The sequence below is a fragment of the Streptomyces sp. NPDC020884 genome (assembly GCF_044333935.1).
Taxonomy (GTDB): Bacteria; Actinomycetota; Actinomycetes; order Streptomycetales; family Streptomycetaceae; genus Streptomyces.
In genome coordinates this window covers 1,302,611-1,324,006 of sequence record NZ_JBIRRY010000001.1, presented here as the reverse complement: position 1 = coordinate 1,324,006, position 21,396 = coordinate 1,302,611, and the positions used below count along the sequence as shown (strand labels likewise).

Genomic DNA, 21,396 nt, shown 5'->3' with positions numbered 1-21,396 from the left:
GACCCCCACCCCGCGGCGCAGACAACCGGAACGTCACGCTCTGCTGTGCCAACAGTACGGACCAGCAGCCCCCTTGGCGCCCCGTCGGGCCCCCAGACAGATTGTCCGACACGGAACGGGATCGCAAGGGTGAAACAGCCGGTTTACCGGCCATACGCGCGATTTGGGCACCCCTTGTGGAGGGGGTGTGACGAAGTGGGGAGCGGCGCCTACGCCCCGCTCCGTCCCTGCTATGTGACGTTCCGGAGTCCGATGGTGGCTGCGCGTATATGTCTGCGGAGTGTCACCGGGTGCCGGACGGGGAATGATCAAGGCCCCCTCACTGAAAGTGAGGGGGCCTTGACTGTGCGTGCGCCGTCAGGGACTCGAACCCCGGACCCGCTGATTAAGAGTCAGCTGCTCTAACCAACTGAGCTAACGGCGCCTGCTGACCTGGAGAACACTACCCGACTCCGCGGAGTGCTTCGAACCATTTACCGGACGCCACGCCCTGTCAGATGGTCGTTTTTTCTCATTGGTCCGTCAAAATGCGATATGTACGGAGAGTTGAGACGCTGACGCCCGTTGCAGCCGCGCCCCAAGATCTTGACGAACGACGAGTGATGAACGACGAACGACGAGTACAGAGGGGAATCGCATGACTGTGCCGGTCTTCGAGGAGTACGAACCCGCCATCGACTGCGCATGTGCGGGGTGCGCCGTACGGCGGCGCTCCGCCGCGAGGGCTCTGCCGGTGCGGTACGGCGGCCACCCCGCGGCGCACGGCGCGCGGCGCGCCCTGGTGCTGGCCACGGCCGCCGGGGTGGTCCTCTCGTGCGGCGCCGCGGGTGCGGCGGCAGCCGCAGGCCATGCCTCCGGGGTCCCGCGCGCCGACGGGGACGCCGACCCCGAGCCGGGCACCCCGCAGGGTGAGAAGGGGCCGCTCAAGGGCACGGGCGCCTCGGGCCCGCCGTCCGCCGGATCGGCCGTGCGCAAGACGACCCGGGCCGACATCATCAACCGGGCCAAGAAGTGGGTGGCCGCGAAAGTCCCGTACAGCATGGAGAAGTACTGGTCGGACGGTTACCGCCAGGACTGCTCCGGCTATGTGTCGATGGCCTGGAACCTCGGCAACAACGAGTGGACCGGCAGCCTCGCCGTCCACGGGACCCGCATCGCCCGCGCCGACCTCCAGCCCGGCGACATCCTCCTCTTCCACAACCCGGCCGACCCCGCCAAGGGCTCGCACGTCACGATCTTCGGCGGCTGGACCGACTACACGCGCACCCATTACGTCGCCTACGAGCAGGCGCGCCCGCAGACGCGGAAGCAGTCGACGCCCCTGGCGTACTGGAACAACTCCGACCGTTATGTTGCGTACCGGTACAAGGGGGTCACGGGCGGATCGCCCGGCTCCGGGTCCTCCACCACCTTCCCCGGGGCCAAGCAGTTCGGCCCCGGCGCCAACAACAAGTACGTCACCCAGCTCGGCCAGATGCTGGTCCAGCGGGGCGGCAAGCGTTTCTACGCGGTCGGCCCCGGGCCCGTGTGGGGCGCGGCGGACCAGCGCGCGACCCAGGCGTTCCAGCGGGCGCAGGGCTGGAAGGGCAAGGAGGCGGACGGCATCCCGGGCCCGGACACCTGGCGCCTGCTGGCCACCGGCGGCGGACGGAGCATTCCGGCCGCCGGCGCGGGCGGCAGCCCGAATACAGCCGTCGCGTTCCCCGGACGCGGCTATTTCAAGCCGGGTCAGTCCAACGGCCATGTCGACCGGCTCGGCAAACAGTTGGTGAAGAAGGGATACGGCAAGCACTACGTGTCGGGCCCCGGCCCGCGCTGGACCGAGGCGGACCGCCGCAACGTCGAGGCGTTCCAGCGGGCCCAGAGCTGGCGCGGCGGTGCGGCCGATGGTTACCCGGGGCCGGAGACCTGGCGCCGGCTCTTCGCGTGACGGACGTGACGGAAAGGAATCGGGAACCGGTGACGACCAACGAAGACCAGCCCCGCCGAACCACCACCCCCACCCCCCACACCCCTACGTTCCACACCCCTACCACCCCCCACACTCCCCCCACCCCCCACTCCCTGGACGACCAGCTCCCGCCGTCCCTCTTCGCCCCACCGGGCAAGGGGAGCCCGCCCCCGTTGTTCGGCAGCGGCAGCGGCAGCGGCAGCGGGGGCGGGGACGGCGAGAGGGCGCAGCCGCACGGTGAGGTTCCGTCCTCGCTGTCCGACCGCGCGGACCGGGAGCCCGCGTCGCCGAAGAAGGACAGCGGAGCCGACACCCCGCCGCCACTCTTCCGCACCGTGGACGACAAGCCCCCGCCCGCCCCGCCCCGCACGGCCACCCCGGAGCCCCCGAACATGAGCCCGCACCAGGGACCGACCCCGGCCCCGCCCACGCCCACCTCGGATCGCCTTGCGGTGGCGGGCCCGCGTGCCGATGGGCCTGGCTCCGGCAGCTTTGCGGCGGGCGGGCCGCGTGCTGATGGGCCTGGATCCGGTCGTGTGACGGCAGATGGCCCGGCCGCAGACCGGCCCGCCTCCGGTCGCCTTGCGGCGGACGGGCCGCGCGTTGATGGGCCTGGCTCGGGCCGTGTGTCGGCAGGTGGCTCGGTCGCAGATCGGTCTGCCTCGGGCAGCTTTGCTGCGGACGGCCTGCGTGCCGATGGACCCGCCCCCAGCCGCTTTGCGGCGGACGGGCCGCGTGCTGATGGGCCTGGCTCCGGCCGCGTGACGGCAGGTGGCTCGGCCGCAGATCGGTCTGCCTCCGGCAGCTTTGCGGCGGACGGACCGCGTGCTGATGGGCCTGGCTCCGGCCGCGTGACGGCAGGTGGCTCGGCCGCAGATCGGTCTGCCTCGGGCACCTTTGCTGCGGACGGCCTGCGTGCCGATGGACCCGCCCCCGGCGGCTTCGCGGCGGACGGCCCGCGCCCCGATGGGCCCGCCCCCGGCCGCGTGACGGCGGACAGCCCACTCCCCGCCCGGCCGGTCCCGGCCGCTGACCGCGCCACTCCTCCCTCTCCCTCCGACCGCCTTGCCGCGAGCGGCCCGGCCCCGGCCGCCGCCCGTCCTGCGCCGCTCGACGGGAACCTCCACCTCAAGCCCGTCCGGCGTTTGAGGACGGAACCCTCGGCGGAGTGGACCCCGCATCCCTCCTACGGGGCGGAGCCGGGGACCGGAAAGGGGGCCGCCCCGAAGGCCGTGGGCGGGCACGGGCCCCAGGACGCCCCCGCGAAGGGATCCGTGGACGACCCCGGGCCCGATACCGAGCTGGACCTCGTCCTGGACCTGGCCCCGGGCGACCGGGCCGCCTCCGCCACGTTCTCCGTACCGGTCGCGGTCCCCGTCCCCGCGTCCCCGACCACCGTGCCCACCGTGCCCACCGCGACGTCCTCGAACTCCGGCCGCCGGCACTCCGTCATCGCCAACGAGACCACCGCCTCCATCCCCGTACACCTCCTCTTCCGCGACGACCGGGAGCCGGCCGAGCGGGACGAAGCGGCGGCGCTGCCCGCGGCCGTCGCCCGTCGCCCCGCCGCCGGGGACCGTGCCCCCGCCACCCGGCGGCCCCCCGTGCCGCGTTCGGCGCAGACGCAGACGCGGGTGCGGCCGTCGACCCGGCCCGCCCCGGTCGCCGACCCCCGGCTCGCCGAACGGCCCGGACCCGCCCTGTCCGGCTACGCCGCCCTCCTCACCGGCGTGGCCGGGATCGCCGGCGGGCTGGCCGTCCTGTGGTGGCGCGGTGCGCTGCCGGCCGCATGGCAGACGGCCGCCGGCCTCACTCCCCGGGCCGACCTCGGCGTCGGCGTCGGGGCCTGGGCCCTGCTCGCCCTCCTCGCCACCGTGGTGCTCCTCACGCTCGGCGGCCTCGGCCGGGGCCGGGTCGGGTACGCATGGGTGCTGACGCTGTTCGGCGACTACCGGGGCAGCGTCCGGCGCACCGGCCTCGTCTGGGTCTCGCCCCTGCTGCTGCGCCGCCGCGTCGACGTACGCCTGCGGCACTGGCGCAGCGAACCGCTGCCCGCCGTGGACGCGAACGGCACCGCGCTGCGCGTGGTCGTCCTCGTGGTGTGGCGGATCAAGGACACGGTCCGGGCCGTCCTCGGCATCGAGGACCACGAGGCGTATCTGAGCGCACAGGTCGAGGCCGCGATGGCCCGGGTCCTGTCGCAGCTTCCGGCCGACGCGTTCCACGAGGACGCCCCGAGCCTGCGCGACGCGGAGGCCGTCGGCGACGCGCTGACCCGGATGCTGACGGCGGACTGCGAACCCGTGGGCGTGGAGGTGTACTCCGCGCAGCCGACCGGCATCGAGTACGCCCCCGAGGTCGCGGCGGCGATGCAGCGGCGGCGGATCGCCGCGATCGACTCCAAGCATCGGGACAGCGTGCTGACCTCCGTGGTGGACGCGGTCGACGACACGGTCAACCGGCTCACCACGCGCGGGATCGTCGAGCTGGACGACTACGAACGCAAGGCGCTCGTCAAGGACTTGACGGTTGCCTTCTACACCGGTCGCAGTGGGGGAGGAGACGGGGCCTGAGTGACGAGGGGCGGCCCTGGAGCGGTGCGGGGAGCGATGCGGGGGCAGCCCCCGCATCGCTCCCCGCACCCCTTCCGGGGCCGTTGGAATATGACGCTCATTGGTCTGGACATGTTCACGCCGCGTCAATAATCTAAGACTTGGTCTAGACCGCAGCACCCGCACCACGCATCAAGCGCGCAGCAGGTCGAGCAATGCTCATGGAACCTCCCCCACGTTCTAGAGGAGCGACAGCCCATGCGGAAAAAGGCAAGCGCGGCCGTGATCGGCCTGGCGATAGCGGGCGTCTCGGTGCTCGCGACCACCAGCGCCAGCAGTCACGGCTACACGGACTCCCCGATCAGCCGTCAGAAACTCTGTGCCCAGGGCACGGTGACCGGCTGCGGCAACATCCAGTGGGAGCCCCAGAGCGTCGAGGGGCCGAAGGGCTTCCCGGCGGCAGGACCGGCGGACGGCCAGATCTGCTCCGGCGGCAACGGGCAGTTCGCCCAGCTGGACGACCCGCGCGGCGGCAACTGGCCCGCCACCCAGGTGTCCGGCGGACAGGGCTACAACTTCCGGTGGCAGTTCACCGCCCGCCACTCCACCAGCGACTTCCGCTACTACATCACCAAGGACGGCTGGGACTCCACCAAGCCGCTCACCCGGGCCGCGCTCGAATCGCAGCCCTTCATGACCGTGCCCTACGGGAACCAGCAGCCGCCGGCCACGCTGACCCACCAGGGCACGATCCCCACCCAGAAGAGCGGCAAGCACATCATTCTCGCCGTGTGGAACGTCGCCGACACCACCAACGCGTTCTACGCCTGCTCCGACGTTAAGTTCTGACGCTCCATCAGCTATCGTGCGGCGCCATGAGGAGTACCGGCACCGTCGCGGAGCTCGTACGACGTCAGTGGGGCGACCACCGGCCCGCCCTGAAGCACGGCCCCACCGTGCTCAGTCATCACCAGGTGGTCGAGGGCGCCGCCGCACGGGCGGCGCTCCTGGCGGATCTGCTGCCGCGAGGCGGCGAGCCGCACCTCGGCGTACTGCTCGACAACACCCCTGAGTTCCCGCTGTGGCTCAGCGCGGCGGCCCTGGCCGGGGCCGCCGTCGCGGGGATCAACCCGACCCGGCGCGGCCCCGAGCTGGCCCGCGACATCCTGCACACCGAAGCCCCGGTCCTGATCACCGAGCGCGCCCACCTGCCGCTCCTCGCGGGCCTGGAGCTGCCGGGCGTACGGGTCCTGGTCACCGACACCGAGGCGTACGCCGCCCTGCTCGCCCCCTACGCGGGCGCCCGCCCCGGCGACGCCGTCGTCGCCCCTGTCAGCGGCGACAGCCGCATGCTCCTCTACTTCACCTCCGGCTCCACCGGCGCGCCCAAGGCGGCGATCTGCACCCAGGGCCGGCTCGCCGGGGCGGGCGCGTCCCTCGCCGGGCACTTCGGGGTGCGGCCGACGGACGTCCACTACATCTGCATGCCGATGTTCCACGGCAACGCGGTACTCGCCGACTGGGCGCCCGCGCTGGCCGCCGGAGCCGCGATAGCGCTGCGCCCCCGCTTCTCCGCCTCCGCCTTCCTCGACGACGTACGCGCCTACGGGGCGACGTACTTCACCTACGTGGGGCGGGCCGTGCAGTATCTGCTGGCCACCCCCGAACGCCCCGACGACCGGGACCACCCGCTGCGCCTCGGCTTCGGCACCGAGGCGGGCACGGTGGACGCGGCCCGGTTCCGGGAGCGGTTCGGGGTGGAGCTGGTCGAGGGGTACGGCTCCTCCGAGGGCGGCGCCGCCCTCCAGCGGACCCCCGGCACCCCGCCGGGCGCGATCGGCAGGGCCGCCCCGGCCGACGACCTCGCCGTCGTCGATCCGGAGACCGGCGAGGAGCGGGTCCCGGCCCGCTTCGGCGCGGGCGGGCGGCTGCTCAACGGGGACGAGGCGATCGGCGAGCTGGTCAACCGGGGCCCGACGCCCTTCGAGGGCTACTGGCGCAATCCGGCGGCGGACGCGGAACGGGCCCGGCGCGGCTGGTACTGGACCGGGGACCTCTTCTACCGGGACGCCGAGGGCTTCCTCTACTTCGCGGGCCGCACCGACGACCGGCTCCGCGTCGACAGCGAGAACCTGGCCGCCGCGACGATCGAGCACATCCTGGCCCGCTGGGAGGCGGCGGCCGCCGCCGCCGTCTACGCGGTCCCGGACCCGGTCACCGGCGACCAGGTGATGGCCGCCCTGGCGCTCCGGTCCGGCGCGGACTTCGACCCCGTCGCCTTCGCCGCGTTCCTGCGCGCCCAGCCGGATCTGGGGACGAAGATGGCCCCCCGGTTCGTCCGGATCCTGGACCGGATGCCGGTCACCGCGACGAACAAGATCCACCGGGTGGGGCTGCGCCGGACGGGCTTCCGCTGCCCGGACCCGGTGTGGTGGGACCGGGACGGCGACGGTGCGTACAGGCTGCTGGACGCCGAGGGCCTGAAAGCCGTGCTCGCCCGCTACGCCGAGCACGGCAGAACGCTCTGACCAGGGGAAAAGCACAGTGGGCGGACTCCGTGAAGGAGACCGCCCACTGCGTGTCGTGCGCCGTCAGGGACTCGAACCCCGGACCCGCTGATTAAGAGTCAGCTGCTCTAACCAACTGAGCTAACGGCGCCTGCTGACTCGAAAATAATACCTGGTCCCCAAGGGTGCTGACGACACCCGCCCGTGGCCCGCCCCCCCCGGGGGCGCTCCCGCTCCCGGCCGCACCGTCCCGCGCTCGGCTACGCCGTCCCCCGGGAGGCCACCGCGTCCGGGATCAGCGGGCCGATCCAGGCGGCGAAGGCGTCCCCCAGCTCGTCCCCGGCCGCACGGACGACCGCGTTGGGGTCCTCGGCCGCCTCCAGGCCGAAGCGCTCGCGCAGCCAGGTCCGGAACGCGGGGTTCGCCGGGCAGGGGTCGTATCCGTCGTCCCCGTCCCCGTCCTCGCTCTCGTCGTCGTAGTGCAGGCTGTCCCAGTCGCCCATCGGGGACCAGCCGGAGGCGAGGATGCGCAGCAGCTCGGGCAGATCGCGGGCGGCGACGTGGACGCCGCCCTCGTCGCCGAGGAAGAGCACCGGCAGCGTGGCGAGGTCGGCGCGGTCGTCCCGCAGCCAGATCGCGTACGTCGAGCCGGAGCCGTTGGCCTGCGCGAAGGGCCGAATGCGGTCGGAGAGCTGCGGATAGCCGCCGTCGTCCTCGCCGAATCCGATCAGTTCGAAGCCGGAGGCGAAGTAGTCGTCGACGCTGTCCTCGAACTCCTTGAGGAGGTTCAGCTCGCTCATGGGTGCGTACATGGCAGTGACGTTACCCCCGACGGGCCCGGCCCCCGGCCCGCGTACTCGGAAAATGCCGATATGACGTTACAGCGGTGGAGACATCGGATCTGCGAGAAATAGTTGACTAAGAGGCCGGTAAAGCGGATGCGGATACGGTTCCGAGGTTCCAAGATTTTCGGCCAAAAATCCTGAGGCATTCCCGGAGTGGGGGGCCACGGAAAACGCCTTGACAGGGAACCGAGGTCTGTCCAAGTATTTCGAATATCGCATCGACCTCACTACGAGAATTCGAACGGGGAAATTCCACATGTCACTCAAGAGCTTGGGCTCGGTACTCGCGACCGGCTCTGTCGCCCTGCTTCTGGCGGCCACCACCGCGACATCCGCCTCCGCGGCGCCGGCGGACCACACGGAGTACGCGAAGGTGGCGGGAGCCTCCCCGCCCTCGTCCGCGTACTGTCAGACGCTCTACTACCCGAACCCCAACGTCGCCGCCGGCAGCGCCTGCTTCGAAAAGAGCGGTGACGTGTTCTGGCTGCGGGACCGGAAGGCCGACGGGCATCACGTGGAGATGCGTGCGCAGATGCCTTCCAATGGGAAGAAATTCCGATGCCACGAGGGGCGCGGTTCGGGAGTGGGGTGGCAGAAGTGCACCAGTTTCGCGAGCAAGATTCCGGAGCACGACAAGATTTTCTGGTGGCTCTCGGTCTATGAGGGCAGCGACGCCCTGAACACGTCCAATGTCCAAGAGGCGGCGACGACCTGAGCGGGTTACGCGCGTGCCCCGCCGGTCCGCCGGCGGGGCACGCGCTCAGGTCGACCTGTCCGGTGCGGCGCGGGGCGCCCGCACCGGCACTCCTACAGCGCCAGCGACAACAGCACCGGCGCCGCCCGGCGGCTCAGGGTCTCGGCCGCCGCCCGCAGCCGGTGCGCGTCCTCGATCGGCAGCGACAGGGCGAGGCAGCCCGCGGAGGAGCCGGCCGTCAGTGGCACGGCCGCGCAGACGGTGCCCACCGCGTACTCCTGGAGGTCCAGCACCGGGACTGTGGCGGACTGGGCGTCCAGCTGGGAGAAGAGGACCTTCTCGCTGGTGATCGTCCGTGAGGTGAGCCGGGCCGTCCGGTGCCGGGAGATGTGGTCGCGCCGCCCCTCGTGGTCGAGCTGGGACAGCAGGCACTTGCCGACCGCGCTGGCGTGCGCGGAGGAGCGGAAGTCCACCCACTCGTTGACCGCGGGGGTGAGCGGTCCGTCCGCGACCTGGGTCACGCTGACCTCGCCGTCGACATAGCGGCTGAGATAGACCGCCGCGCCGATGGAGTCGCGCAGCTCGGCCAGGGTGTCCTGGAGACGGTCCGCCAGGGCCTGGCGGCGGGCCGCCCCGGAGCCGAGCAGCAGCAGCGAGGCGCCGATGACGTACGCGCCGTCGCTGACCTGCTCCACATAGCCCTCGCGGCGCAGCGTGAGGAGCAGGGAGGCGAGGTGGCCGGTCGGCAGCCCCGTCTCGCGGGAGATCTGCGCATCGGTCACGCCGTCGCCGTGCTGGGAAACCGTTTCGAGCACACGCAGGGCGTACTGCACCGAGTGGAACGGCGCGGTCGGCTCGGGCTTCAACGCCACGGTGTCCCCCTACCAGGTTGTGACCGCAAGCTTTGGCCCCACGATAGCCGCCGAAACCCCCGTACGGGGCGGCAGTTGGCGAGTCCGTGGGTGCGCCCCGGAGCTGTCATCTGGGGCGCACCCGTCTGGCATATGCCAGCGTCACGATCGGACTCTCAACTGTGAGGTCACAGCACCGCGTTGAGAAACTCGCGCGTACGTTCGTGCGACGGATCGGAGAAGATTTTTTCCGGGGATCCGGATTCCACGACCCGCCCCGCGTCGAACATCAGCACCTTCTCCGAGACGTCCCGGGCGAAGTTCATCTCGTGGGTCACACAGAGCATGGTGATGTCGGTGTTCCGGGCGATGTCCTCCAGCAGCTCCAGCACGCCCGCCACCAGCTCCGGGTCGAGCGCCGAGGTCACCTCGTCCAGGAGCAGGATCTCCGGCTCCATGGCCAGGGCGCGGGCGATGGCGACCCGCTGCTGCTGACCGCCGGAGAGCTGGGAGGGGTGGGCGTCGACCTTCGCGGAGAGGCCGACCAGGTCCAGCAGCTCCCGGGCCCGGGTCTCCGCCTCCTCGCGGCTCTGGCCCAGCACGCTGACCGGGGCCTCGGTGATGTTCTCGATCACCTTCATGTTCGGGAAGAGGTTGAACTGCTGGAAGACCATCCCGATCTTCTTCCGGGACTCGCGCAGCTGCTTCTCGCCCGCGGGCTTCAGCGAACCGCCCGACGTGCGCACATGGGTCAGCGGTGAGCCGTCGACCCAGATCACCCCGTCGCTGACCTTCTCCAGCGTCATCAGCAGCCGCAGGATCGTGGTCTTGCCCGAGCCGCTGGGCCCGATCAGGGTGACGTGCTCGCCACGGTCCACGGTGAAGTCCAGCTCGTCCAGGACGACATGGTCGCCGTAGCGCTTCACGACCCTGTCGAAACGCACCAGCGGCTCGCCCGTGCGTCCGGCGTCCGGTGCGGCGTCCTCGGGGGCTCCGGCCGGCCCCGGCGACTCCGTCTTCTTGAGGGGGAGCGGTTCAGTGGCCAAGGCGCTTCTCCAGCTTTCTCATCAACAGTGACGTGGGGTAGCTCGCTACCAGGAAGATCAGGCCCGCGAGCGTGAACGCCTCGGTGTAGTAGCCGAAGTGCTCGGCGCCGTACTGCCGGGCCTCGAAGACCATCTCGTGCACCGTGATCACGGCGAGGAACGGGGTCTCCTTGAACATCGAGATCGCGTAGTTCCCGAGCGCGGGCAGCACGTTGCGCACCGCCTGCGGCAGGATCACGGCCTGCCAGGTCCGCCGGGGCGACAGCGACAGCGCGCGGCACGCCTCCCACTGGCCCTTCGGCACCCCGTCGATCCCGGCCCGGTAGACCTCGGACGTGTACGCGGCGTAGTGGACGCCCAGCACCACGATGCCGATGGTGAGCGGCTCGACCGAGGTGAACAGGGCGGCGGCCCCGACCAGTTGGACGAGGAGCGGCGTGGAGCGGACGAACTCCATGACGAGCCGCACCGGGATCGTCACGAACTTGCTGGGAGCCCGTCCGGCCACGGCGATGGCCAGACCCAGCACGGCTGCCACCAGGGTGCCCAGTACGGTCGCCAGCAGGGTGACCCGGAATCCCTCCAGCAGGAGAGGCAGAACCTCCCCGGCGGCGTTCCAGTCGAAGCCGTTCACCCGGCACCTCCGGCAGCGGTTGTGGTCACCCTGCGGCTCTTGAACAGGCTCTTCTCGCCGGTCTCCAGGCCGAGCCGCCGCTTGGCGGTCCGTTCCAGGAGGTTCATCAGCATCGTCAGGGCGTAGGCCAGCACGAAGTACGCGGCCAGCAGGGTCAGATAGGCGGTGAGGGTCTCACCGGTGCGGTCGCGCAGCTGCTGGATCACCGTCATCAGATCGGCCGCCGAGATCAGCCACAGCAGCGGGGTCGCCTTCAGCAACTGGATCAGCAGATTGGTGAAGGACGGGATCATCTGCACCCAGGCCTGCGGCAGGATCACCTTCCGCAGCCGCCTGGCCGGACTCAGATTGAGCGCGATGGCGGCTTCGTACTGCCCACGCGGAACGGAGTTGATGGCGCCGCGGACCACTTCGGCGCCGTAGGCCCCGAAGTTGAGGCCGAAGGCGACCACTCCGCAGACCAGGGGGGTGAGTTCGTAGCCGGTCAGCGGAGGCATCGCGTAGTAGAGCCAGAACAGCTGGACGTAGAGGGAGGTGCCCCGGAAGAACTCCACGACCACCCGGGAGACCCCGCGCGCCAGGAGCAGTCGGCTGCCCGCCATCAGGCCGAGCGCGAAGGCCAGGACGAGAGCCAGCAGCGCACCGAGGGCCGTGGCCTCCAGCGTCACCCACAGGCCCGCACGGACCTGGGGGAGTTCGTCCACGAAGGTGGAGAAGAAGTCACTCATGCGTGCGCGTCCGCCCCGTCAGCCCTTGCACAGATCCGCCGTCTTCAGATCGGTGGGAGGGATCTCCGTCTTCCCGAAGCCGTACGGCTCCAGCAGCTGCACATAGCGGGAACCGTCCGACACGATCTTCTTCAGCTCGCGGTTGAAGGAGTCCCGCAGGTCCTCGTTGCCCTTGCGGAACACCGCGCCGCCCGGCGAGAACTGCTCCTTGCCGTCCAGCTCCGGCACGAACGCCTCGGTGACCTCGGTGTCCGGGTTGGTCTTCGCCAGCCAGCGCAGCGAGATGCCGGTGAGCAGGAAGGCGTCGATCCGGCCGCCCTTGACGGCGTCGGCCCCGTCCTGCGGCTTCTGCAACGTCTTGATCTTGCCCTCGGGGATGCCCGCGCCCTTGGCGTAACTGCCCTCGACCGCGCCCGACATCACACCGACGGTGATCCCCGCCTCCTTGGCGGAGGCCAGGTCGGTGATCTTCTTCGGGTTGCCCTTCTTCACCATCAGCGCCGTCGGCGAGATGAACTCCGGCTCGGAGAAGATCGCGTTGCCGCAGCGCTCCGGGGTGATGGCCATACCCGCGCTGACCACGTCGTACTTACCGGCCTGGAGCCCGGGGATCAGCCCGTCCCACTCGGAGAGCGTCGGCTTCAGCTCGTCCACCCCGAGCGCCTTGAAGATCTCCCGGTGCAGCGTCGGGGCCTCGCCCTTGAGCTCCTTGCCCTCCAGGTACCCGTACGGAGCCTCGTTCGCGTACGCCACCCGTACGAAGCCCTGCTTGCGGAGCTTGTCCAGGGCGCCCTCGCCGGTCGCGGAGCCGGAGTCGGTCTTGCTGCACGCGGTGAGCAGGCCGGGAACGACGAGGAGGCCGCCCACGGCCGCCGATCGGTTGAGGAAACCCCGGCGGGACAGATTCGGGAATTCAGCCATGGTTCGCAATCTCCTGGAGGTCGAACAGTCCGGACAGGGTGAGCGCCTGCCCGATCCCGTACGTCTCAGCAGGAAGCCGGGCGCATGTAACCCAACAGTGGCCGGAAGGTGACCTTCCCGTGCCCGGAGAGGGGCGGAGAGCGACCGAGGATGTGCGGGGTGTGTCCCCCGTTTCCCCCGTTGCGAAGGATCCGTGACAGCGAGTCAGCGTTCGGCGGGGTTCTCGGCGAGATCGGACGACGGAACGTAACCGTGGGCCTTGTCGACCGTGTTCGGCAACGGCTCGTCGCGCGACCACCGTTCGTACATCGCCACGAACTGCGCGCCCAGCCGGTCGCGCCAGCCCGCGACGGCCCCGCCCAGCTGCGGGGTGAGCACGAGTCCCGGGGCGTCCCACAACGGGCTCCCGGTATCGGGCGGTTCCTCCTGGAAGGTGCTGAGCGCCGCCCCCGCGAGCCAGCGGCGGTTCAGCGCGTCCACCAGGTCGGCCTCGACCACCGTCGCCGCCCGCCCCGCGTTGACGAACCGGGCCGACGGCTGGAGCAGCCCGAAGAACCGGGTGTCGAACATCCCGCGCGTCGACTCCGTCAGCGGGACCGCCGCGACCACCCAGTCCGCCCGCGCCGCGAGCCGGTCCAGATCCGCCACCCCGTGGATCGTGCGCCGGGCGGTCCGCCCCACCAGGGCCACCGTGACACCGAGGCCGTGCAGCAGCCGGGTGATCTCCCGGCCGATCGGCCCCGCCCCCACGACCACCGCCCGTGATCCGGCGACCCGCTGCCCCTCCCGGCCGGGCCGGCGCCGCTGCCGCTGGAACTCCAGGGCGCCGGGGAGATCCGTGGCGAAGGCCAGCACCAGGCCCGCCACGCACTCCGCGACCGGCCGCTCGAAGACGCCCCGCGCGTTGGTGAGGACGGTGTCGGACGCGGCCAGCTCCGGGCCGAGCAGCCGGTCCACCCCCGCGCTAGCCGTGTGCACCCAGCGCGGCCGCGCCCCCGGTCCGGGCCAGGCCGCCCGGACCGCGTCGGAGGCCAGGTCCCACACGAGCAGCACATCGGCGGCCGGGAGCAGCACGGCGAGCGAGGAGGCGTCCGCGTGCCGCACGTCCACCCGGCCGGTCAGCCGGCCCAGCCGCGGCGGCGGATCGGCGTCGAGGACGAGCAGGACGGGATCCGGCATCGCTGGTCGGCCCTCCGCTTCGGAGCGGGCGTACGGATCGCCCACGCTCGCAGCAGGCACCCCCTGCGTCAACGAGGCCCGGCCGCGCGCCCCGGCGCTCACCCGGGGGAATACTGGGAACAGGTCGGGGCACGCGTGACCGGTCGCGCGGTCACCGCCGCCGGAAGCGCCCGGAGGGCCGCCGCGATCCGCGACAGGGTCGCCCGCCGCGCGGCGGGCGCTCGACGCACAGGAAGGGTGGACATGACGACCGTAGGACTTCTCTACCCGGGCCACGCGGCCGAGGACGACTTCCCACGGACCGAGATCCTGCTCGACACCGACATCCGGCTGCCCCTGTTCTCCACCGGGACCGGCGAGGACGCCTACCGCGCCGACGCGCTGCGCGAGCAGGGCGCCCCCGCCCGGATCGCTGAGGGCGTCGAGGAACTGCGTCTGGCCGGCGCCGAGGCCCTGGTCTGGGCGTCCAGCGGCGGCAGCTTCGGGCAGGGCTGGGAGGGCGCCCACGAACAGATCGCCGCGCTCGCCCGGACGGCCGGTCTGCCCGCCTCCAGCACCTCCATCGGCTTCTGCCACGCGGTACGGGAGCTGGGCGCCGGCCGGGTCGCCGTCGCCGCGCCCTACCCCGAGGAGGTCACCGGGCTCTTCGCGGAGTTCCTGGCGTCGGCGGGGGTCGAGGTGGTGGCCGCCGCGTCCGGCGGGGCCGGCTCGTCGGCCGAGGCCGGATCCTGGGCCCCGGAGCGGGTGAAGCGGCTGGCGCGGGAGGCCGACCACCCGGACGCCGAGGTGGTGCTGATCCCGGACACCTCCCTGCACACCGCCGCGTACGTCCCCGAGCTCGAGGAACTGCTCGGCAAGCCGGTCCTCACGGCGAACCAGGTCACGGTGTGGGAGGGGCTGCGCCTCGCCGACCGCCGGACCTGGGCCCCCACGCTCGGCACCCTGTTCGCCACCCGCGAGCCGGTGCTCGGGTCGCTGGAGCCGAAGGGCCTCGAGATACGGGAGTAGCGCCCCGCGGTGGACCGCCCGACGGAGCGGCCCGCGGAACGAGCGGAATAAAACGGAGCCCTCCTCCTGTTGCATCTCTCCGATACGCAGACGTACGAGAGCAGCACCAGGAGAGGCCGACACGTGGACGAGATCCGAGGCGACGAGACCCGCAGCGACACGAGCGGCGGGACGGCCGACGGTGACGGGATCCGAGCCGCCGCCGCCGGAACGGCCCCCGTTCCGCTGTCCGTCCTCGACCTGGTCACCGTGGGGCAGGGCCGCACCGCGACCCAGGCCCTGCGCACCAGCGTGGAGATCGCGAAGCGCGCCGAGCGCCGCGGCTTCCACCGCTTCTGGGTCGCCGAGCACCACTCCATGCCCGGGGTCGCCTCGTCCTCCCCGGCCGTGATCCTCGCGCACATCGCCGCCCACACCGAGCGCATCCGCCTCGGCTCCGGCGGCGTGATGCTGCCCAATCACGCCCCGCTGGTGATCGCCGAGCAGTTCGGCACCCTGGAGGCGATGGCCCCGGGCCGGGTCGACCTCGGCCTCGGCAGGGCCCCCGGCACCGACGGGGCGACGGCGGCCGCGCTGCGCCGCAGCGACCGGCTCAACGAAGGGGCCGACGATTTTCCGCAGCAGCTCGGTGAGCTGATCCGCTTCCTGGACGACGACTTCCCCGACGGACACCCGTACGCCCGGATCCACGCCGTGCCGGGCCCGGTCCAGGCGACCGCCGCCGGCGGCGTGCAGTCCGCGCACCGGCCGCCGGTCTGGCTGCTGGGCTCCTCCGGCTTCAGCGCGCGGCTGGCCGGGACACTCGGGCTGCCGTTCGCCTTCGCGCACCACTTCTCGGCGCAGAACACCATCCCCGCGCTCGACCTGTACCGCGAGTCCTTCCGGCCCTCCGCCGTGCTGGACGCCCCCTACGCCCTGATCGGCGTCTCGGCGCTGGCCGCCGACGACGAGCGCGAGGCCCGCCGCCAGGTGCTGACCGGCGCCCTGTCCATGGTCCGGCTGCGCACCGGCCGCCCGGGGCTGATCCCGAGCCCCGAGGAGGCGGAGGCGTACGACTTCAGCCCGATGGAGCGGGAGTTCGTCGACGGCTGGCTCGCCAACGTCGTCCACGGCACCGCCGACGAGGTCCGCAGCGGCCTGGACCACCTGGCCAAGCGCACCGGCGCGGACGAGCTGATGATCACCGCCAACGCGCACGGCGGCGAGGCGCGGCTGCGCAGCTACGACCTGATCGCGGACGCGTACGGCCTGCCCGCCGCTCCGTAGCGCCGTGCCGGGTTCCGGCCCGCCCACGGCGGTCTGCGGCACCGTGGGCGGGTCCCGGTCAGCCCTCCGGCGGCCGGGACGCGGTCAGCCCTCCAGGGGTCGGGACCCGGTCAGCCCTCCAGCGGCCGGGACCCGATCAGCCCGGCGATCCGCTCCGGCGCCACGGCCCGTGAGTACAGCCATCCCTGCCCGGTGTCGCAGCCGATCCGCCGCAGCCGCTCCGCCTGCCCGGCCGTCTCCACGCACTCCGCGGTGACGGTCAGGCCCAGGCGGTGGGCCAGCTGCACCATGGCCTCCACGATCGTCTCGTCGGCCGGGCTCGGATGCGTACCGTCCTCGTACCGGAAGCCCTTCACGAACGCCCCGTCCAGCTTCAGTACGGAGACGGGCAGCCGGCTGAGGTAGGCGAGGTTCGAATACCCGGTCCCGAAGTCGTCGATGGCGATCCGGACGCCCATGTCGCTCAGCGCCTGGAGCGCCCGCAGCGGACGGCCGCCCGAGCCCATCACCGCCGACTCGGTCAGCTCCAGCTGGAGCAGCCCGGGAGCGAGTTCCGTCTCGGCCAGGATCTGGGCCACGTCGGCGACCAGATCGGAGTCCCAGACCTGCCGTACGGCGACGTTGACGCTGATGAACAGCGGCGGTTCGTCCGGGTGGTCCAGCTGCCAGCGCCGCGCCTGCCGGCACGCGGTGCGCAGCACCCACCGGCCGAGCTGGACGATCGAACCGTCCTCCTCGGCGATCTGGACGAACCGATTCGGCGGCAGCACGCCGAACTGCGGATGGTTCCAGCGCACCAGCGCCTCGACCCCGCGCAGCACCCCGTCCGCCATCCCGACCAGCGGCTGGTACTCCAGCGTGAACTCACCGCGCTCCACGGCGGGCCGGAGCGTGGAGGAGAGGGACTGCCGGGTCATGCGGTGGGCGTTGCGCTCGGGGTCGAACAGGGTCCAGCGGGCCTTGCCGTCCGCCTTCGCCCAGTACAGCGTGGTGTCCGCGGCCTGCATCAGACCGGTCGGCGAGGTGCCCGCGGCGGTCCGCTCGACCACCCCGATCGACGCGGAGACCGAGAGTCGCTGCCCGGCCAGGTCGAACGGCTGCTGGAGCGCCGCGAGGACCGAACGGGCCAGCTCGGTGAGGGCCGGCGTGCCGGCCGAGTCCTCCACCAGGATCGCGAACTCGTCGCCGCCCAGGCGCGCCACCAGCCGGCTGCCGCCGGGATGGCGGGAGGCGTCGGTCTCGGCGCAGTCGGTGAGCCGCGCGGCGACGGCGGCCAGCAGCCGGTCGCCGGTCCGGTGGCCCAGGGTGTCGTTGATCGCCTTGAAGCCGTCCAGGTCCAGATAGCAGAGCCCGATCCGGGCGTGCTGCCGGGGCGGCAGGGAGTCGTCCTGGTACGGCGGGGTCTCCAGGGCCGAGGCCAGACGCTCGAAGAACAGCGTCCGGTTGGGCAGCCGGGTGACCGGGTCGTGCATCTGGAGGTGGCGCAGCCGCTCCTGGAGCTCACGCCGGTCGCTGACGTCCGCGACCGTCAGCAGCACCCTGGCCGACTCCGCCGCCGAGGCTCCGGTCATCGGTACGACGGTGATCTCGGCCCACAGGGAGCGCCCGTCGGGGTGCTTGAGGCGGCGGGTGCAGCGGAACCGGGAGCGGCGGCCCAGGAGGACCTCGCGGTAGGCGTGCCAGGTGCGGTCGTCGGAGGCGAGGTCGAGCAGCTCGCACGCCTGCCGCCCGGCGAGCACCGCCGCGGGCGCGGCCAGCAGCCCGCCGAGCGCCTCGTTGGCCCGCACGACGTGGCCCCGGCCGTCGACGACGGCCATCGGGAGCGTGGCGGCGTTGAAGGCGGCCCGGTAGTCGCGCAGCTCGGAGGCGGAGGGCTCGTCCCCGGCCGCCGGGGGATCCGATCCCGGGGGGCCCGCCGGCTGCCGGGGACGGTCCGACGGGGACGGATCCGCCGCCGTCGTATGACGCTCCGTGACCGGCGCGGGGGCCGCGCCGGAGGCCGTGCCTGCCGGGGCGCTCGGCCCTTCGGAGGTTCCGCTCACCGCTCGCTCCCGCTGTGAAGGTCGTCGTGAACTCGTGGGGTCGCACAGGCCACCGGGTGGCGGTCCCGTGAAGGGCCCGTTCCACGCGGGGAAAGCGTGGTGAAGCATAGAGGGTGCCGCGTCGGCCGTTCCAGCTCGCCGTCCGGTCGGGGCTGCCGCACGGGTCCGCGAGGGGGCGGGGGCGGCCGTTCCGCTTTGACCGGGCCTGGTCATTTCTGTGCGGATCTGTTGCATCGGGTGGCTGGACTGACCGACAGTGACGTTCCGTGAGGATGTGGGCAGCGATTCTGACCGCTGACCCGTGTGGGGCAGCACAACAGGGCGTGGCGTGGTGAAGCGGCACAGGGTGGACGGGATGGACCGTGTTTCCCCACCCGGAGGTCGATGTGCCGTGCCGTCGCGGACCCGGGGGAGCGGAGGCGCCGCTGCTGCGCAGTCTGGCCGCCGCCGCCACCTCCCTCCTGGCGCTCGCCGCCACGTCCCTCGTCGCGGGCCCCGCCGTGGCCGCCACGGGGGACGCCGCTCCCTGCGCCCTGCCCCGGACGGCGGCGCACCACTCGCTCGGCCTGAACACCTGGAACACGGCCTACCCGCGCCCCGACCAGGGCCTGGACGCGGTCATGATCTTCCTGTCCTTCCCGGACTCGGAGCCCACGCTCACCCCCGAGGTGCTCACCGCCGACCACTTCCCCTCCACCACCCGCTTCTTCGAGCGCGCCAGCTACGGCCGGTTCACCCTGCGCCCCCATCCGCAACGGACCTGGACCCAGATGCCGCGCGACTCGACCTGGTACGGCATAGAGCGGGACTGGAACTCCGAACGGCGCACCGCCTACCTGCGCGACGCCATCGCCGCCGCCGACCCGGAGGTGGACTTCTCCCGGTACGACGTCGTCTACCTGGTGGCCGACCCGGACGCCCCGGGCGTCGACTCCGACGCCACGAAGGTCGTCAACTTCGAACGGCCGCTGCGCGCCGACGACAGCGACATCCGGCGCGTCGTCACGGTCTTCGAGCAGCACCCGCCCGACCGCAACGTCCTCGCCCACGAGACCGGACACGTCTTCGACCTCGCCGACCTCTACCACCGGCCCACCGACGGCAAGGGCGACTGGGACACCCACGTCGGCGACTGGGACGTCATGGGCAGCCAGTTCGGGCTCGCCCCCGACCTGTTCGGCTGGCACAAGTGGAAGCTCGGCTGGCTCGGTGGACGCCAGGTCGTCTGCGTCCAGGGCTCGGCCGACCTCACCCTGGAACCGGTCGCCGCCGCCCCGGTGCCCGGCGGGTCGATCGGGACGCGGCTCGCCGTCGTCCGCACCGGCGCGGGCAGCGCCCTGGCCATCGAGGCCCGCAGCGCCACCGGGAACGACCGGGACACCTGCGCCGAGGGCATCCTGATCTACCGCGTGCGCAGCGGAACGGTCTCCGGCGGCGGGCCCGTCGAGGTGGTCGACACCCATCCGAACACCGGTGCCTGCTGGGACCGCTCGGTCTACCCGCCGCTGGCCGACGCGCCGCTCGGGGTCGGGGAGACCTTTACCGTGCCGGGTGACGACACCCGTATCGAGGTCGCCGACCGCACCCCGTCCGGCTCCTGGACCGTCCGGGTCACCACGGGCGTCTGACCGCGCCGGCCGGCGCCCCGCACACGAAGAAGCCCCCCGCTTCCGCGAGGGGCTTCTTCCGTCTGTGCGCCGTCAGGGACTCGAACCCCGGACCCGCTGATTAAGAGTCAGCTGCTCTAACCAACTGAGCTAACGGCGCCTGGTGACGTCGTAGACATTAGCACCCTGATCCGCCCGAGGAAAAATTGAATGCGCGGCACCCCGGGAGGACCCGGACCGGCTCACCCGCACACAGGCCCAGAGCAGCACATCGGGGCCCGGCAGCCATGGCGTACGGGTGTCGGGGGCGACCACCCAGCGCGGCCCGCTGTCGGACGACGCGCAGGTCAGCGGCGGTACGGTCACGGCGTCACCGGTGCCGTGACAGAGCAGGGGCGGCACCGCGCCGCGCTGCTCCCCGGGGCCTCCGGAGCCCCCGGAACCGTTGGTTCCCCATTCCTCCCAGGCGAGCAGCGAGGGCAGCCGCTGGGCCGTTCCGGGGGCCGCGAAGAGCAGCATCCGGCCCCGGTGCGTGGCGACCGGGCCGGAGCCGGGGCCCTCGGCCCAGAGCTGCTCCAGCATCCGCCGCCCGAACAGCGCCGGCACGTTCACGACGTCGAAAGCGGAACCGCAGGGGAGCACCCCGGGCGCCCCGGGGCGCTCCTCCCACTGGGCGAGCGTGCTGCGCGGGTAGGGAGCGGCCCCCGCCAGCCAGGCGGCTCCGGCCGCCGTGACCTGTGCGGCCTGGGGTCCGGACTGGTCCCGCAGCAGGGCGAAGATGTCGACGCCGTGGTGCGGGGCGGCACCGGCCTGCAGGGTCGTTTCGTCTTTCAACCATGCGCTCATGGAGCTAGGTCTACCGGGAGTGACGGAGCTGATTCCGAGAGTTGCCGGAAACCGGGACAGGGTGGGAGGGGGAGGGGTATCTTGCCCGCCGGAATATGCCAACGGACCTGACCTCCGGCCTGGCAGACCGGTATCTGCCTCCCATGACGCACATGCCTCCCATGGCCCAATCGCCCCACGTCCCCCACACCCCCCGCAGCGCCCTCGCCCCCCTTGGCTCACGGGGTGCATCGGAGGCATCGGCCTCGAGCGTCAGGCTCTGGGCGTGTCCAGCAGGGAGCGGCCGAACTCGATCATCTTCTTCGCGTAGTCCTCGGTCCACTCCGCGCGCTCCGCGACGTCCGCCGGGGTCAGCCGGTCGAACCGGCGCGGGTCGGCGAGCTGAGCCGCCGCCATCGCCTGGAACTCCACCGACCGGTCCGTCGCCGCCCGGAAGGCCTGCGTCAGCTCGGTCGCGCGGGCCAGCAGCTCACGGGGGTCCTCCAGCGACTCCAGGTCGAAGAAGTGCTCCGGATCCGCCGTGACCTGAGACGGCTCGAAGAGCAGCGGCGCGGGGCGCAGCCGCTGCCGTTCGTTCCGCTCGGACTGTGTCATGGGGTGTCCTCCCTGGGGATGTCGCGTCGGATGACCGGGACGGCCCGGAAGACCCGGACGGCCACCCTCCATTGTCCAACCCCGCGCAAGAGGGCCGGGGCGTGCGCCGGGGCGCGGGGGCGCGA

18 protein-coding genes and 3 tRNA genes are annotated in these 21,396 nt (G+C 72.1%); 8 read left to right on the top strand and 13 right to left on the bottom strand.

Features of this window, described 5'->3' with window-relative positions:
- Positions 1-350: 350 nt before the first annotated feature.
- A tRNA-Lys gene (locus ACH4UK_RS05960) sits at positions 351-424 on the bottom strand.
- Between the two features lie 213 nt (positions 425-637).
- Between ACH4UK_RS05960 and ACH4UK_RS05955 the strand changes: the two genes are divergently transcribed.
- From ACH4UK_RS05955 to ACH4UK_RS05940, 4 genes are all read left to right on the top strand, one after another.
- The gene (locus tag ACH4UK_RS05955) at positions 638-1,930 is read left to right on the top strand and encodes a peptidoglycan-binding protein (protein ID WP_398354740.1); all 1,293 of its coding nucleotides are present in this window, start codon (positions 638-640) and stop codon (positions 1,928-1,930) included.
- A gap of 413 nt (positions 1,931-2,343) precedes the next feature.
- A complete protein-coding gene (locus ACH4UK_RS05950; protein ID WP_398354940.1) occupies positions 2,344-4,524 on the top strand; it encodes an SPFH domain-containing protein in 2,181 nt (726 codons plus the stop codon).
- A 237-nt stretch (positions 4,525-4,761) separates the two neighbouring features.
- Positions 4,762-5,352, top strand: a complete 591-nt coding sequence (locus ACH4UK_RS05945; RefSeq protein ID WP_398354739.1) for a lytic polysaccharide monooxygenase — start codon at positions 4,762-4,764, stop codon at positions 5,350-5,352.
- A gap of 26 nt (positions 5,353-5,378) precedes the next feature.
- Entirely contained in the window at positions 5,379-7,031 is a 1,653-nt protein-coding gene (locus ACH4UK_RS05940) for an AMP-binding protein (RefSeq protein WP_398354738.1), read from the top strand.
- Between the two features lie 56 nt (positions 7,032-7,087).
- Here ACH4UK_RS05940 and ACH4UK_RS05935 read toward each other — a convergent pair.
- Together ACH4UK_RS05935 and ACH4UK_RS05930 are read right to left on the bottom strand one after the other, a co-directional pair.
- A tRNA-Lys gene (locus tag ACH4UK_RS05935) sits at positions 7,088-7,161 on the bottom strand.
- 109 nt (positions 7,162-7,270) lie between these two features.
- Positions 7,271-7,822: a hypothetical protein gene (locus ACH4UK_RS05930; RefSeq protein WP_398354737.1), complete on the bottom strand. Its 552-nt coding sequence runs from the start codon at positions 7,820-7,822 to the stop codon at positions 7,271-7,273.
- 289 nt (positions 7,823-8,111) lie between these two features.
- Here ACH4UK_RS05930 and ACH4UK_RS05925 point away from each other — a divergent pair, with 289 nt between their 5' ends.
- The gene (locus tag ACH4UK_RS05925; protein ID WP_398354736.1) at positions 8,112-8,570 is read left to right on the top strand and encodes a hypothetical protein; all 459 of its coding nucleotides are present in this window, start codon (positions 8,112-8,114) and stop codon (positions 8,568-8,570) included.
- Positions 8,571-8,662: 92 nt separating this feature from the next.
- Here the strand turns inward: ACH4UK_RS05925 and ACH4UK_RS05920 are convergent, their stop codons facing one another.
- From ACH4UK_RS05920 to ACH4UK_RS05895, 6 genes are all read right to left on the bottom strand, one after another.
- Positions 8,663-9,421, bottom strand: a complete 759-nt coding sequence (locus tag ACH4UK_RS05920) for an IclR family transcriptional regulator (RefSeq protein ID WP_398354735.1) — start codon at positions 9,419-9,421, stop codon at positions 8,663-8,665.
- A gap of 167 nt (positions 9,422-9,588) precedes the next feature.
- Positions 9,589-10,446, bottom strand: a complete 858-nt coding sequence (gene ehuA, locus ACH4UK_RS05915; protein ID WP_398354734.1) for an ectoine/hydroxyectoine ABC transporter ATP-binding protein EhuA — start codon at positions 10,444-10,446, stop codon at positions 9,589-9,591.
- Positions 10,436-11,080: an ectoine/hydroxyectoine ABC transporter permease subunit EhuD gene (gene ehuD / locus ACH4UK_RS05910; RefSeq protein WP_398354733.1), complete on the bottom strand. Its 645-nt coding sequence runs from the start codon at positions 11,078-11,080 to the stop codon at positions 10,436-10,438. The genes ehuA and ehuD overlap by 11 nt, the downstream gene beginning before the upstream one ends.
- Positions 11,077-11,808, bottom strand: a complete 732-nt coding sequence (gene ehuC / locus ACH4UK_RS05905) for an ectoine/hydroxyectoine ABC transporter permease subunit EhuC (protein WP_398354732.1) — start codon at positions 11,806-11,808, stop codon at positions 11,077-11,079. The genes ehuD and ehuC overlap by 4 nt, the downstream gene beginning before the upstream one ends.
- Before the next feature lie 18 nt (positions 11,809-11,826).
- Entirely contained in the window at positions 11,827-12,729 is a 903-nt protein-coding gene (ehuB, locus tag ACH4UK_RS05900) for an ectoine/hydroxyectoine ABC transporter substrate-binding protein EhuB (protein WP_398354731.1), read from the bottom strand.
- Between the two features lie 204 nt (positions 12,730-12,933).
- Complete coding sequence (locus ACH4UK_RS05895) at positions 12,934-13,908, bottom strand: D-2-hydroxyacid dehydrogenase (RefSeq protein WP_398354730.1); 975 nt, start codon at positions 13,906-13,908, stop codon at positions 12,934-12,936.
- Between the two features lie 243 nt (positions 13,909-14,151).
- On the opposite strand from ACH4UK_RS05895, the gene ACH4UK_RS05890 reads away from it, so the two are divergent.
- Entirely contained in the window at positions 14,152-14,916 is a 765-nt protein-coding gene (locus ACH4UK_RS05890; protein ID WP_398354729.1) for a decarboxylase, read from the top strand.
- A gap of 123 nt (positions 14,917-15,039) precedes the next feature.
- On the top strand, positions 15,040-16,182 hold the full coding sequence (locus ACH4UK_RS05885; RefSeq protein ID WP_398354728.1) for an LLM class flavin-dependent oxidoreductase: 1,143 nt from the start codon (positions 15,040-15,042) through the stop codon (positions 16,180-16,182).
- 110 nt (positions 16,183-16,292) lie between these two features.
- Here the strand turns inward: ACH4UK_RS05885 and ACH4UK_RS05880 are convergent, their stop codons facing one another.
- Positions 16,293-18,224: an EAL domain-containing protein gene (locus tag ACH4UK_RS05880; RefSeq protein ID WP_398354727.1), complete on the bottom strand. Its 1,932-nt coding sequence runs from the start codon at positions 18,222-18,224 to the stop codon at positions 16,293-16,295.
- A gap of 386 nt (positions 18,225-18,610) precedes the next feature.
- Here ACH4UK_RS05880 and ACH4UK_RS05875 point away from each other — a divergent pair, with 386 nt between their 5' ends.
- Positions 18,611-19,852 (top strand): M6 family metalloprotease domain-containing protein, encoded by a 1,242-nt coding sequence (locus ACH4UK_RS05875; protein WP_398354939.1) that lies wholly within the window; start codon positions 18,611-18,613, stop codon positions 19,850-19,852.
- Positions 19,853-19,917: 65 nt separating this feature from the next.
- Here ACH4UK_RS05875 and ACH4UK_RS05870 read toward each other — a convergent pair.
- The 3 genes from ACH4UK_RS05870 to ACH4UK_RS05860 all read right to left on the bottom strand — a co-directional run bounded on the left by ACH4UK_RS05870 (position 19,918) and on the right by ACH4UK_RS05860 (position 21,271).
- Positions 19,918-19,991, bottom strand: a tRNA-Lys gene (locus ACH4UK_RS05870).
- A complete protein-coding gene (locus ACH4UK_RS05865; RefSeq protein ID WP_398354726.1) occupies positions 19,982-20,677 on the bottom strand; it encodes a bifunctional DNA primase/polymerase in 696 nt (231 codons plus the stop codon). Before ACH4UK_RS05865 ends, ACH4UK_RS05870 begins: the two co-directional genes overlap by 10 nt.
- Before the next feature lie 252 nt (positions 20,678-20,929).
- Positions 20,930-21,271 carry a hypothetical protein gene (locus tag ACH4UK_RS05860; protein WP_398354725.1) on the bottom strand — a complete coding sequence of 114 codons (342 nt, stop codon included), beginning with the start codon at positions 21,269-21,271 and terminating at the stop codon, positions 20,930-20,932.
- Positions 21,272-21,396 lie beyond the last annotated feature (125 nt).